The organism is Pseudomonas sp. B12(2026) (assembly GCF_057767015.1).
The window spans coordinates 5,540,624-5,552,985 of record NZ_CM173430.1; the positions used below are offsets into that span (position 1 = coordinate 5,540,624).

The following is a 12,362-nucleotide window of genomic DNA, read 5'->3' on the forward strand; positions in this document are numbered from 1 at the left end:
GTGGGAATCAGAAGCGATCGCGGAGGATCGTCTCGTCCGCCGGCAGCCGGCCGATGCGCGGCCTGGCCTCGACGGCCTGCTTGCCGACCGCGATCATCAGGCCGATCACGTGGTTGGCCGGCAGGTTGATCAGCTTACCCACGGCGTCGAAGTCGAAGCCGACCATCGGCACGCTGTCCAGGCCGCGGCCACGGGCGGCGAGCATCAGGGTCTGGGCCACCAGGCCGCAGCTGCGCATGGCTTCGTCGCGCTGGGTCTGCGGCTTGTCGCGGTAGTAGCCGTCGATGGCGCCGACCATGAAGTCCTGCACTTCGGCCGGGGCGCCGTCCCACACGCGCTTGGCGTTGCGCTCCCAGCTGTCGACCTGCGCGCAGACCACCACCAGCATCGAGGCTTCGGTCATCTGCGCCTGGTCCCAGCCCACCTCGCGGATGTGCGCGCGCAGCTGCGGGTCGCTGACGTCCACCAGGCGCACGTGCTGCAGGTTGAAGGAAGTGGGGGCGAGCAGCGCCTGTTGCAGCAGCTCGTCCTTCTCCTCCCGGCTCATCACGTAGGAGGTGTCGAAACCACGGATGGAACGGCGGCTGCGGATGGCGTCATCGATATGCATGGAATTTCCTCTGGCATGCATGGGCGAAAAGGCGCGCATGGTAAGCCGAGCGGAAGGCCCGTTATAGAACGGCGTATCGATAGTGTTCATCCAGCATTTCGATGGAATGGCGCGGGCGCACGCCCGCGAGGGATCAGCCCTCCAGCGCTCCGGCCGGCGCTGGCGGGGCCTGGCGCTGCTTGGGCGAGGTGAAGGTCAGGTAGCCGTCCTCGACCTTGCCGAAGCGCAGCAGCGCGAGGTCCAGCGCGTAGTTCTGGTAGAGCTTCCACGGCGTGCGGTCGCCCTGCTTGGGCATGCGCCCGGCGGCGCGCCGGATGTAGCCGGAGTTGAGGTTGAGGAAGGGCTCCTCCTTCACCGGCCCGTGGCTCTGGCGCGGCGTGCACTGGCGCATGCCGATGGCGTCGAGGTGGTTGATCAGGCGGCAGAAGTATTCGCTGGAAAGGTCGGCCTTGAGCGTCCAGCTGGCGTTGGTGTAGCCGACGATGGCGGCGAGGTTGGGCAGGTCGCGCAGCATGATGCCGCGGTAGCCCATGCTTTTCGTCACGTCGAAGGGCGCGCCGTCGACGGCCAGCTCGGCGCCGCCGAACATCACCAGGTCCAGGCCGGTGGCGGTGACGATCACGTCCGCCTCCAGCACCTGCCCGGACTTCAGCAGGATGCCCTTCTCGCAGAAGCGCTCGATGTGCTCGGTGACCACCGAGGCGCGGCCCTGGCGCAGCGCCTTGAACAGGTCGCCGTCGGGCACGCAGCACACGCGCTCGTCCCACGGTTTGTAGCGCGGGCTGAAGTGGCGCATGTCGAAGTCCTTGCCCAGTTGCAGGCTGGCCATCTTCAGCAGGAACTTGCGCACCGCGCCGGGAAAGGCCCGGGAGGCCATGAAGAAGATCATCTGCAGGGTCACATTGCGCGCCCGCGCCAGGCGGTAGACCCACTTATCCGGCAGGAAGCGCCGCAGGAAGTTGGAGATCGGGTCCTTCTCCGGCAGGTTGATCACGTAGGACGGCGAGCGCTGCAGCATGGTGACGTGGGCGGCCTTGTCGGTCAGCGAGGGGATCAGCGTGACGGCGGTGGCGCCGCTGCCGATCACCACGATGCGCTTGCCGCTGTAGTCGAAGTCCTCGGGCCACAGCTGCGGGTGGATGATCTGCCCGGCGAAGCGCTCGCGCCCGGCGAAGTCCGGGGTGTAGCCGGCGTCGTAGCGGTAGTAGCCGGTGCACATGAAGAGGAACTGCGCGCTCATGCGCAGCGGCTCGGCCTCGTCGCCGCGCTGCACGCTGAGGTTCCAGCGCGCGCTGGCGCTGTCCCAGTCGGCCTTGAGCACGCGGTGGCGGTAGCGGACCTTGTCCTCGACGCGGTATTCGCGGGCGGTCTCGCGGATGTAGCGGAGGATCGACGGACCGTCGGCGATGGCCTTGGGATCGGTCCAGGGCTTGAAGTTGTAGCCCAGGGTGTACATGTCCGAGTCGGAGCGGATGCCGGGGTAGCGGAACAGGTCCCAGGTGCCGCCCATCGCCTCGCGGCCTTCGAGGATGGCGTAGGACTTGCCGGGGCACTGCTTCTGCAGGTGGCAGGCGGCGCCGATGCCGGACAGGCCGGCGCCGATGATCAGTACATCCAGATGCTCGACGGACATGCGCGGGGCTCCTTGCTGCAACGCCCTGATGAGTCTAGGCGGGAATGCTTCCCCACACCCTACAAGGCAGCCCCGGCGCCACGCCGACCTTTAGTCGTGCGCGGCGCCGTTACAGCTGGGCCTGCACCCAGTCGCGCACCCGGGCGTAGGGGTAATCCTCCAGCGTCGCGTAGCCGGGCAGCGTGCGCGCCCGCAGGCGGGCGAAGACCGGCACGCTGATGCCGCAGAGGAAGCGCGTCACGCAGTCGGCGCTGGGCGCGGCGCCACGGGCGGCGCGGTATTTCTCCAGGAAGGCGGCGCAGCGGTTGGGCAGCGATTGGCCGTCCAGTGGCGGCAGCGCCGGTGGCTCCGGCAGGTGGGCGACGCGGCCGGCGCACACCGAGCAGTGCCCGCACTGCCGCGGCGCCTGCTGGTCGCCGAAATACCGGGCGAGGCGCCCGCTCAGGCAGTCCGCGCTGGCCAGCAGGTCGAGCATGGCGCCGATGCGGGCGATTTCGCTCTGCTCGTGGCGCTTGAAGTAGCGGTGCAGCTCTTCGCTCAGCTTATCCACATCGAAGGCCGCATCGCGCACCGCATAGACCTCGGTCATCTGCTTGCTTTCCAGCTCGATCCAGCCGCGTTCCTGGAAGTAGTCCAGCGCCTTCACCACCCGCGCGCGCTCGGCGCCGTGGCGGCTGTAGAGGGTGTCGAAATCCAGGGTGGCCCACAGCCGCGCGCGGGCCGAGGTGTTGAGGATGGCCTCGACGAACTGCCGCCGCTCGCCCTCGAAACGCCCCAGCAGCTCGGCGGAATCGATGAGCAGTTTGTAGCGATATTCGGCGAAATAGGCGAAACGCGGGGCGATGATGCCGCGCAGCTCCAGCTGCACCAGCAGCGTCTTCAGCGGCAGCTGGCGGATGTTCGACTGGTCCGACAGCGCGGTCAGCATCAGCTCCCACTGGCCGTTCGGCGCCTGGGCGATTTCCTCCAGCACGTTGCGGATGCCCTCGCGCTCGGGGGTGTCGCCGTAGACGAAGTTCTCCAGCACGTTGAGGCTGTCGCGGTTGGCCAGCACCAGGCATTCCGAGCGCTGGCCGTCGCGCCCGGCGCGGCCGATTTCCTGGCTGTAGTTCTCCAGCGACTTGGGCAGGTCGTAGTGCACCACCTGGCGGATATCGCTCTTGTCGATGCCCATGCCGAAGGCGATGGTGGCGACGATGCAGTTCAGCGCGCCGTCCATGAAGCAGCGCTGGATGCTTTCGCGTTCCAGGTGCTCCATCCCGGCGTGGTAGGCGCAGGCGGGAATGCCACGCCCGGCCAGGTGCGCGGCGATCTCCTCGGCGGTCTTCTGCTGGGTGACGTAGACGATGGTCGGCTGCCCGGCGCGGGCCTGCAGCCATTCCACCAGCCGCGCGCGACGGTCGGCGCTGGAGACCGGCTCGACCTGCAGGTCGAGGTTGGCGCGGTAGAAGCCGGTGGTGATCACGTCGGTCTCGGCGATGCCGAACTTGGCGCGCATGTCGGCGATCACCGCCGGCGTGGCCGTGGCGGTGAGCAGCAGCACCTGGGGGATGCAGAACTGCTTCTGGTAGTCCGGCAGCTTGAGATAGTCGGGGCGGAAGTTGTGGCCCCACTCGGAGATGCAGTGCGCCTCGTCCACCACCAGCAGGGAAATCGGCACCTCGCTGATGAAATTGCGGAAGCGCTCGTTCTTCAGGCGTTCGACGGAAATCATCAGCACCTTCAGCTCGCCGCTGCGCGCCCGCGCCATGCTCTGCGCGACCTGTTCGCGGCTCTGCACCGAATCGATGCTGGCGGCGGCGATGCCGTGGCGGGCGAGGAAGGCGAGCTGGTCCTGCATCAGCGCCAGCAGCGGCGAGACCACCAGGGTCAGGTGCGGCAGCAGCAGCGCCGGCAGCTGGTAGCACAGCGACTTGCCCGAGCCGGTGGGGAAGATCGCCGCCGCCGGGCGTCCGGCCAGCACGGCGCTGACCGCCGCCTCCTGGCCGGGGCGGAACTGGCGGAAACCGAAGACGCGTTCGAGGGTGTCGAGCATGCGGGTATCTCCCTTGCCTGTCGTGGACGGACCCTTGAGCCTATGAGTGTCCACTGTAGGAGCGAGCTTGCTCGCGAACCGGAAGCCGGCTGTTCGCGAGCAAGCTCGCTCCTACAAAAAAGCCGTGCAAATGAAAAAGCCGCCCGAAGGCGGCTCTTTCGAGAACGGGCGCGCTTACAGCTGCGGGCCGGCGTTCTTGATGGCGTCGCTCACGTCGAACTTCTTGAAGTTCTCAATGAACTTGCCGGCCAGGCCCTTGGCGGCTTCGTCGTAGGCGGCCTTGTCTGCCCAGGTGTTGCGCGGGTTGAGCAGGCCGGTCTCGACGCCCGGAACGGCCTTGGGCACGTCCAGGTTGATGATGTCCAGGTGCTCGGTCTCGGCACCGACCAGGGCGCCGCTCTGGATGGCGGCGATCACGCCACGGGTGGTCGGGATGTTGAAGCGCTTGCCGACGCCGTAGCCGCCACCGGTCCAGCCGGTGTTGACCAGGTAGACCTTGGAACCGAAGGACTTGATGCGCTTGATCAGCAGCTCGGCGTAGACGCCGGCCGGACGCGGGAAGAACGGCGCGCCGAAGCAGGTGGAGAAGGTCGACTTGATGCCGCTGCCCGAGCCCATTTCGGTGGAGCCGACCAGCGCGGTGTAGCCGGACAGGAAGTGGTAGGCCGCCTGCTCGTTGTTCAGGATCGACACCGGCGGCAGAACGCCGGTCAGGTCGCAGGTCAGGAAGATCACGGCGTTCGGTTCGCCGCCGAGGTTCTTCTCGGAACGCTTCTCGACGTGCTCCAGCGGGTAGGCCGCGCGGGAGTTCTGGGTCAGGCTGTCGTCGGCGTAGTTGGGGGTGCGGTTGTCGTCGAGGACGACGTTTTCCAGCACGGAGCCGAACTTGATGGCCTTCCAGATCACCGGCTCGTTCTTCTCGGACAGGTCGATGCACTTGGCGTAGCAGCCGCCTTCGATGTTGAAGACGACGCCTTCGCCCCAGCCGTGCTCGTCGTCGCCGATCAGGTAGCGGCTTTCGTCGGCGGACAGGGTGGTCTTGCCGGTGCCCGACAGGCCGAAGAACAGGGTGACGTCGCCTTCTTCGCCGATGTTGGCGGCGCAGTGCATCGGCAGCACGTCCTTCTCCGGCAGCAGGTAGTTCTGCACGGAGAACATGGCTTTCTTCATTTCACCGGCGTAGCGCATGCCGGCGAGCAGCACTTTCTTCTGGGCGAAGTTGAGGATCACGCAGCCGTCGGAGTTGGTGCCGTCACGCTCGGGCACGCACTCGAAGTTGGCGACGTTGAGGACTTCCCACTCGTCGCGGCCGGCCGGGTTGTACTGCTCGGGCTCGATGAACAGCGCGCGGCCGAACAGGTTCTGCCAGGCGGTGCCGGTGGTCATCCTGACGGCCAGGTAGTGATCGGCGGCCGAACCTACATGGACGTGGGAAACGAAGTGGTCCTGGGCATTGTTGAAGGCCTGGACACGTTCCCAGAGGGCATCGAACTTGTCGGCCGGGAACGGGCGGTTGATCGCGCCCCAGGCGATGGAGTCCTTGCTGCCGGGCTCTTCGACGATGAAGCGGTCGGCAGGCGAGCGGCCGGTGCGGTGGCCGGTTTCCACGACCAGCGAGCCGTTGTCGGCCAGGCGACCTTCGCCGCGGCGAATGGCTTCCTCGACCAGTTGGGCAATGCTGATATCGGTGTACACGGCTTTATTGGCTTGCGTCATGTGGGTCCCCATCGGCCGGAGCCGAGTCCTCCAAACATTGCGTAGTGACTTCAAATTCCCACTACCACGGGAAAAAGTCGCGGAATTATGCCAGAAAAGAACTGTTTTCGTGCAGCCCCTGATCCGGCAGGAGCGTCATCGGTACGGCTATCGGACGGATAGCGGCGGTCAATGGCGGGTTTCTGACGGTGCCTGGCTACCCCCGCCGGAGAACAGTTGGGCAACGTCCGAGCTGTCGAAACGGTAGCGCTGGTTGCAGAACTGGCAGTCGATCACGATCTCGCCCTCCTGCTCGACCAGCAGGTGTTCGGCGTCCGTCTGTCCCAGGCTGACCAGCGCATTGGCCGAGCGTTCCCGCGAGCAGCTGCAGCGGAACACCAGCGGCTGCGAATCGAACAGGCGCACGTCGTCCTCGTGGTACAGGCGATGCAGCACGGTGGCGTTGTCCAGGCCCAGCAGTTCCTCGGCGGTGAGGGTGTCGGCCAGGGTGGTCACGTGCTGCCAGCTGGCGGCGCGGGATTCGGCGTCGCGCTGACGGTCGGCCGGCAGCTGCTGCAGCAGCAGGCCGCGGGCGCGGCGGCTGTCGGCGCTGAGCCAGAAGCGCGTGGGCAGCTGCTCGGAGGTGGCGAAGTAGGTCGACAGGCAGTCGGCCAGGCTCGCGCCCTCCAGCGGCACGATGCCCTGGTAGCGCTTGCCGTTCCGCGGATCGACGGTGAGGGTCAGCACGCCGTGGGGCATCAGCTCGGCCAGCCCGGCGGCATCGCCGATGGCCTCCGCGTCGTAGCGGGCCAGGCCGCGCACTTCGCGGTCGCTGGAGCATTCCACCATCAGCAGCGGCACCGCGCCGTTGGAGCGCGCCTGCAGCACCAGCAGGCCGTCGAACTTCAGGGTGCCGCACAGCAGCGCGGCGGCGGCGAGCATTTCGCCCAGCAGCTGGGCGACCGGCTGCGGGTAGGTGTGCTTGGCCAGCACCTCGGCGTAGCTGCGTTCGAGCTCCACCAGTTCACCGCGGACATCGGTGTTGTCGAACAGGAAACGCTGACTTTGATCGATCTGAGACATGCAGGGCACAACGCTGGGAGAAGGCACAAATAAATGACAAGTTGATGGCAAAGGTCTATATAGAGCGCGCTTTGCAGTATCCAGCCGTATCCGGATGGATTCGTAAGGGGTCTCGATTTTATGGATAAAGCCAATCCGTTCCAAGCCACCTGGTCCTGGAAGCCTTTCATCGCCTGCCACCTGTTCGCCCTCGCACTGCTCCTGCTGTGGCTCTGGGAACCCGCCCGGGCGGCGATGGACCGCTTCGACTTCGGCCTGTTCCACCTGCTCAACGGGCCGCTGGCGAGCGATACCGCCTGGCGCCTGGTCTGGGCCGTGGCCAGCACCCGCGTGTTCGACCTGCTGGTGGGGGTGATCCTGCTGCTCCTGCTGATCCGCGGCGACTGGATCTTCAAGGCCGCCCAGGCCCGCGCGGCCACCTTCGGCTTCCTCTGCGCGGCCGCGCTGCTGGTGGTGGTGCGTGTGCTCTACGCCAGGATCGCCCACAAGCTGGGCTGGCAGCATCCGAGCATCTCGACGGTCGCCCCGGATGCCGTGCGCCTGGAGCAGTTCTTCCAGCAGTGGGACAACACCCCCTTCGAAGTGAAGGACGACTCCGCCCGCAGCTTCCCCGGCGACCACGCCTCGGTGCTGCTGATCTGGGCGCTGTTCCTCACCCTGTTCGCCCGCACCGCCCTGCAGTGGCTGGTGATCTGGGGCCTGGCGCTGCTGTTCATGCTGCCGCGCCTGGTGGCTGGCGCGCACTGGGGCCAGGACGACTACATCGGCGGCGTGCAGATGGCGCTGGTGGCCCTGGCCTGGAGCTGCTTCACCCCGTTCGCCGCCACGGGCAGCGCCGCGCTGGTGCGCTGGACCGAACCGCTGTTCGACCTGATGGCGAAGATTCCGCTGCTCAACCGCCTGAGCGTCATCGCGGCCTGAGCGGCAGCCGGTCACGGCGAGGCGCCTGCGGCCCTCGCCCGTCGATCATTCCCGCTCGCGGAAGCTGAACAGCTGGCGGCGCTGCTTCTTGGTCGGCCGGCCGTCGGTCTGCAGGCCCAGCGCGCCGGCCTTGCGCATCGCGGCGGCGTCCTCGCGGCGCTTCACGCTGTCGGCGGTTTCCTCATAGAGAAGCTGGGCCTCCGGGGCACCACGGCGGACCATGGACAGCGCCTTGACCACCACCGTGCGCTCGTCGAAGCCGGTGCGGATCACGTATTCCTCGCCGACCTTCGGCTCCTTGCCCGGCTTGCAGCGCTCGCCCCGGCAATGCACCTTGCCGCCCTCGATGGCATCCTTGGCCAGCGAGCGAGTCTTGTAGAAGCGCGCCGCCCACAGCCACTTGTCCAGGCGGACCTTGTCGTCGTCTTTCTCGCTCACTTCACAACCTCGTCATACGGGTCTGAGAGTGTACCGTGCGCCCGCTGGCGGGGCACAACCGGCCTGACTAGAATGCCGGCAAACGCCGGGGACGCCTGCCTTGAAGACATTCGACCACCTGTCGGTGATTGGTTTGCGCGAGTGGATCGCCCTGCCCGAACTGGGCATGGTCGGCCTGCGCGCGAAGATCGACACCGGCGCCAGCACCTCCAGCCTGCACGCCAGCGACATCGTGCCGTTCCGGCGCGACGGGCAGGACTGGGTGCGCTTCGTCGCCCACCTCGGCACCCAGGTGCAGCGCCGCCATCGCTGCGAGGCGCCGCTGGTGACGATGAAGACCATCAAGAGCTCCAACGGCCAGGCCCAGACCCGCTACGTGATCCGCACCCTGCTGGCCCTGGGCGACCGCGCCTGGCCGGTGGAATTCACCCTGGCCTGCCGCAAGACCATGCGCTACCGCGTGCTGCTGGGTTCCAAGGCCCTCGTGCATGGCCAGCTGGTGGTCAACCCCGGCCTCACCTACGTGCAAGACAAACCCCTCATCATGGTTCCCGCCACCCTTCCAGGTGATCAATGAAAATTGCTGTGCTGTCGCGCAATCCGCGCCTGTATTCCACCCGCCGACTGGTGGAGGCCGGGCAGCAACGCGGCCATGAGATGGTGGTGATCGACACCCTCCGCGCCTACATGAACATCGCCAGCCACAAGCCGCAGATCCACTACCGCGGCCAGCCGCTGGAAGGCTTCGACGCGGTGATCCCGCGCATCGGCGCCTCGGTGACCTTCTATGGCTGCGCCGTGCTGCGGCAGTTCGAGATGATGGGCGTGTTCCCGCTCAACGAATCGGTGGCCATCGCCCGCTCGCGGGACAAGCTGCGCTCGCTGCAGCTGCTGTCGCGCAAGGGCATCGGCCTGCCGATCACCGGCTTCGCCCACTCCCCCGACGATGTGCCGGACCTGATCGAGATGGTCGGCGGCGCGCCGCTGGTGATCAAGCTGCTGGAAGGCACCCAGGGCATCGGCGTGGTCCTCTGCGAGACGGAGAAGGCCGCCGAGTCGGTGCTCGAAGCCTTCATGGGGCTCAAGCACAACATCATGGTGCAGGAGTACATCAAGGAAGCCGGCGGCGCCGACATCCGCTGCTTCGTGGTCGGCGACAAGGTGATCGCCTCGATGAAGCGCCAGGCCGCGCCCGGCGAGTTCCGCTCCAACCTGCACCGCGGCGGCAGCGCCAGCCTGATCAAGATCACCCCGGAAGAGCGCATGACCGCCATCCGCGCGGCCCGGATCATGGGCCTGAAGGTCGCCGGCGTGGACATCCTGCGCTCCCACCACGGCGCGCTGGTGATGGAGGTGAACTCCTCGCCGGGCCTGGAGGGCATCGAGACCACCACCGGCAAGGACATCGCCGGGGTGATCATCGAGTACCTGGAGAAGAATGGCGGGCCGCACCTGGCGCGGACGCAGGGCAAGGGGTGAGCCGGGGCTTTCGCGACCCATGCCTTGCGCCGGCGAACGCCCGGCCGAGGATGGCCAGGCAGGGTCGGAATGTCCCCTCGGGTCCGCGCGTTCGGTCGGCGGGCGTGAACCTTCCGCCTGCATTGCCGCGCTGAACCCTTCGCGAGCAAGCTCGCTCCTACAAGCGCTCCTGCAACCATCGGATTCAGCCCATGCCCGCTTCCCGCCCCCACGCCGAACTCAAATGGTCGCCTATCGAAGGCCGCGTCGCCCTGGTCGCGCCGGCCTCGGCCATCGCCGAGGAGGTGCTGGAGGCGACCCTGCGCCAGCTGGAAGTGCTGGGCGTGGACTACCACCTGGGCGAACACGCCGACGCGCGCTACCGCTACCTGGCCGGCACGCCGCAGCAGCGCCTGGAGGACTTCCACGCCGCCTTCGAGCTGGACGGCGTCAGCGCCGTCTGGTGCCTGCGCGGTGGCTACGGCTGTGGACAACTCATCCCGCAGCTGCACTGGAAGCGCCTGCGCGCCGCCTCGCCGCGTCCGCTGATCGGCTTCTCGGACATCTCCATCCTGCTCAGCGCCTTCCACCGCCACGGCCTGCCGGCGATCCACGGGCCGGTGGCCACCGCCCTCGGCCTGCAACCACTCAGCGCGCCCAGCGAACAGCACGAGCGCCTGGCGTCGCTGGCCTCGGTCAGCCATGTGCTGGCCGGCGCGCCCGGCAAGCTGGCGGTGCGGCACCTGGCCGGGCCGAAGGGGGCCGTCGACGGCGAGCTGATCGGCGGCAACCTCACCGCGCTGGCCTGCATGGCCGGCACCGAAGGCGCGCTGCATGTACCGGACGGGGCGATCCTGATCCTCGAAGACGTCGGCGAACCCTACTACCGCCTCGAACGCAGCCTCTGGCAGCTGCTCAACAGCCTCGGCGGAGCGCGCCTGGGCGCGGTGTGCCTGGGCGGCTTCACCGACTGCCCGCGCAAGGGCGTGGCGCACAGCCTGGAAGAGATCATCACCGAGTACGTCGCCACACTGGGCGTTCCGCTCTACCACGGCCTGCCCAGCGGCCACGGCGCGCATAACCGCGCCTGGCCCTACGGACGCCGGGCGCTGCTGGAAGGGAAGGCCCTGCGCTGGGATCAGTGAGCGTCGCGCGGCAGCAGCAACCCGAGCGGCAGGCAGACCCGCGCTTCCACGCCGCCGCCCTCGCGGTTGCGCAGCTCGATGCTGCCGCCGTGCTGCGCGGCGATGCGCTTGACGATGGCCAGCCCCAGGCCGGTGCCCTTGCCGCCGCGCGCCTTGTCGCCACGGGTGAAGGGATTGAAGATGCTGCCCAGCTCCTCGGGGTCGATGCCGGCGCCGCGGTCGAGCACGCTGAGCACCACGTAGGGCGCGCCGCCGCCACCGGCCACGTGCGCCGCCACCTCCACCTTGCCGCCGCCGTGGTTCAGGGCGTTGTCGATCAGGTTGCCGAGCATCCGCTTGATCGACACCCGGCGGAAGCGGAACGGCGGCAGCGTCTCCAGGCACAGGCGCACGCGGTTTTCGTTCTGGTTGAAGGCGTCGGCCACTTCGCGGATCAGGTCGGCCAGGTCGCCCTCCTCCACCGGCTCGTCGCGCCCGTCGCGGATGAAGGCGAGGAACTGGTCGAGGATGGCGTCCATGTCCTCGATGTCGCGCACCATGTCCTCGACCATCTCGCGGTCGCTCTCGGGCATCAGCTCCAGCGACAGGCGCAGGCGCGTCAGCGGCGTGCGCAGGTCGTGGGAGACGCCGGCCAGCATCAGCTCGCGCTCGCGCCCGACCTGCTCGACGTCGTCGGTCATCTGGTTGAAGGCGCGGTACACCTCGGCCATCTCGCTGGGCGTTTCCGGCCCCAGCGGCAGGCGCACGCTGCGGCCCTTGCCGAACTCCCGCGAGGCCGCCACCAGGCGCTTGAGCGGCTGGCTGAGCTGGCGCACGAAGATCCACGCCGCCGCGGTGGAGAGCAGGCCGATGCCAAGGAACCAGCCGAGCACGCTCCAGATCTGCTGGCCGCGCAGCGGGTGCGGGTAGAGCGGCACGCCGATCCAGCCGTCACCCAGGGTCGGCGCGCGCACCCAGAGCATCGACGGGTGATGGATGCGCAGGCGGGTCTCGGTGTTGATGCCCAGTTCCATGCGCATCTGCCGCTGGAAGATTTCCGTGTACGGCCAGTGCTGCTCCTCCGGCTGGCCCTGCTCGTGGGGCGCCCATTTCAGCCCGGCGGACTGGGCGATGGCCTCCCGCGACCGCTCGTCCGCCGCCCAGTAGGCGCGCACCGTCAGCGCGGCGCCGTGGCTGTACTGGCGGTCGACCAGCATGTCCTCGTTCATCAGCAGGTAGACCAGGGTCAGCGCCTTGGAGAACAGCACGACGATGAGCACCAGCCACAGCGTGCGGGAGAAGAAGCTTTGCGGGAACCAGAGGGGCGTTTTCATGCTTTGAAGCGACAAGCTTCAAGCCACAGGC

The 12,362-nt window shown here is 67.8% G+C and carries 11 protein-coding genes; 4 read left to right on the forward strand and 7 right to left on the reverse strand.

The window, feature by feature from the left end; all coding sequences use genetic code 11:
- Positions 1-7 precede the first annotated feature (7 nt).
- From AC3B6A_RS25720 to hslO, 5 genes are all read right to left on the reverse strand, one after another.
- Positions 8-610 (reverse strand): nitroreductase family protein, encoded by a 603-nt coding sequence (locus AC3B6A_RS25720; protein ID WP_488399921.1) that lies wholly within the window; start codon positions 608-610, stop codon positions 8-10.
- Between the two features lie 133 nt (positions 611-743).
- Positions 744-2,243, reverse strand: coding sequence for a flavin-containing monooxygenase (locus AC3B6A_RS25725; protein WP_488399922.1), 1,500 nt, complete (start codon positions 2,241-2,243; stop codon positions 744-746).
- Positions 2,244-2,352: 109 nt separating this feature from the next.
- Positions 2,353-4,278, reverse strand: a complete 1,926-nt coding sequence (locus tag AC3B6A_RS25730) for a RecQ family ATP-dependent DNA helicase (RefSeq protein WP_488399923.1) — start codon at positions 4,276-4,278, stop codon at positions 2,353-2,355.
- Positions 4,279-4,452: 174 nt separating this feature from the next.
- Positions 4,453-5,994 carry a phosphoenolpyruvate carboxykinase gene (locus tag AC3B6A_RS25735; RefSeq protein ID WP_488399924.1) on the reverse strand — a complete coding sequence of 514 codons (1,542 nt, stop codon included), beginning with the start codon at positions 5,992-5,994 and terminating at the stop codon, positions 4,453-4,455.
- Positions 5,995-6,162: 168 nt separating this feature from the next.
- Entirely contained in the window at positions 6,163-7,056 is an 894-nt protein-coding gene (gene hslO, locus AC3B6A_RS25740; RefSeq protein ID WP_488399925.1) for an Hsp33 family molecular chaperone HslO, read from the reverse strand.
- Between the two features lie 120 nt (positions 7,057-7,176).
- On the opposite strand from hslO, the gene AC3B6A_RS25745 reads away from it, so the two are divergent.
- Complete coding sequence (locus tag AC3B6A_RS25745; RefSeq protein ID WP_488399926.1) at positions 7,177-7,977, forward strand: phosphatase PAP2 family protein; 801 nt, start codon at positions 7,177-7,179, stop codon at positions 7,975-7,977.
- A gap of 45 nt (positions 7,978-8,022) precedes the next feature.
- On the opposite strand, the gene hslR is transcribed toward AC3B6A_RS25745, so the two are convergent.
- On the reverse strand, positions 8,023-8,415 hold the full coding sequence (gene hslR, locus AC3B6A_RS25750; protein ID WP_488399927.1) for an Hsp15 family ribosome-associated heat shock protein: 393 nt from the start codon (positions 8,413-8,415) through the stop codon (positions 8,023-8,025).
- Between the two features lie 100 nt (positions 8,416-8,515).
- On the opposite strand from hslR, the gene rimB reads away from it, so the two are divergent.
- The 3 genes from rimB to AC3B6A_RS25765 all read left to right on the forward strand — a co-directional run bounded on the left by rimB (position 8,516) and on the right by AC3B6A_RS25765 (position 11,018).
- Positions 8,516-8,992, forward strand: coding sequence for a retropepsin-like aspartic endopeptidase RimB (rimB, locus tag AC3B6A_RS25755; RefSeq protein WP_488399928.1), 477 nt, complete (start codon positions 8,516-8,518; stop codon positions 8,990-8,992).
- Positions 8,989-9,894: a 30S ribosomal protein S6--L-glutamate ligase gene (rimK, locus tag AC3B6A_RS25760; protein ID WP_488399929.1), complete on the forward strand. Its 906-nt coding sequence runs from the start codon at positions 8,989-8,991 to the stop codon at positions 9,892-9,894. The genes rimB and rimK overlap by 4 nt, the downstream gene beginning before the upstream one ends.
- Positions 9,895-10,085: 191 nt before the next feature.
- Positions 10,086-11,018 carry a S66 peptidase family protein gene (locus tag AC3B6A_RS25765; protein ID WP_488399930.1) on the forward strand — a complete coding sequence of 311 codons (933 nt, stop codon included), beginning with the start codon at positions 10,086-10,088 and terminating at the stop codon, positions 11,016-11,018.
- Here the strand turns inward: AC3B6A_RS25765 and AC3B6A_RS25770 are convergent.
- Positions 11,012-12,331: an ATP-binding protein gene (locus AC3B6A_RS25770; RefSeq protein WP_488399931.1), complete on the reverse strand. Its 1,320-nt coding sequence runs from the start codon at positions 12,329-12,331 to the stop codon at positions 11,012-11,014. The genes AC3B6A_RS25765 and AC3B6A_RS25770 overlap by 7 nt on opposite strands.
- Positions 12,332-12,362 lie beyond the last annotated feature (31 nt).

Excerpts from the sequence above, each read along its gene's own strand:
- AC3B6A_RS25720 (WP_488399921.1), bottom strand. The coding sequence starts at position 610 with ATGCATATCGATGACGCCATCCGCAGCCGCCGTTCCATCCGTGGTTTC.
- AC3B6A_RS25725 (WP_488399922.1), bottom strand. The coding sequence starts at position 2,243 with ATGTCCGTCGAGCATCTGGATGTACTGATCATCGGCGCCGGCCTGTCC.
- AC3B6A_RS25730 (WP_488399923.1), bottom strand. The coding sequence starts at position 4,278 with ATGCTCGACACCCTCGAACGCGTCTTCGGTTTCCGCCAGTTCCGCCCC.
- AC3B6A_RS25735 (WP_488399924.1), bottom strand. The coding sequence starts at position 5,994 with ATGACGCAAGCCAATAAAGCCGTGTACACCGATATCAGCATTGCCCAA.
- hslO (WP_488399925.1), bottom strand. The coding sequence starts at position 7,056 with ATGTCTCAGATCGATCAAAGTCAGCGTTTCCTGTTCGACAACACCGAT.
- AC3B6A_RS25745 (WP_488399926.1), top strand. The coding sequence starts at position 7,177 with ATGGATAAAGCCAATCCGTTCCAAGCCACCTGGTCCTGGAAGCCTTTC.
- rimK (WP_488399929.1), top strand. The coding sequence starts at position 8,989 with ATGAAAATTGCTGTGCTGTCGCGCAATCCGCGCCTGTATTCCACCCGC.
- AC3B6A_RS25765 (WP_488399930.1), top strand. The coding sequence starts at position 10,086 with ATGCCCGCTTCCCGCCCCCACGCCGAACTCAAATGGTCGCCTATCGAA.
- AC3B6A_RS25770 (WP_488399931.1), bottom strand. The coding sequence starts at position 12,331 with ATGAAAACGCCCCTCTGGTTCCCGCAAAGCTTCTTCTCCCGCACGCTG.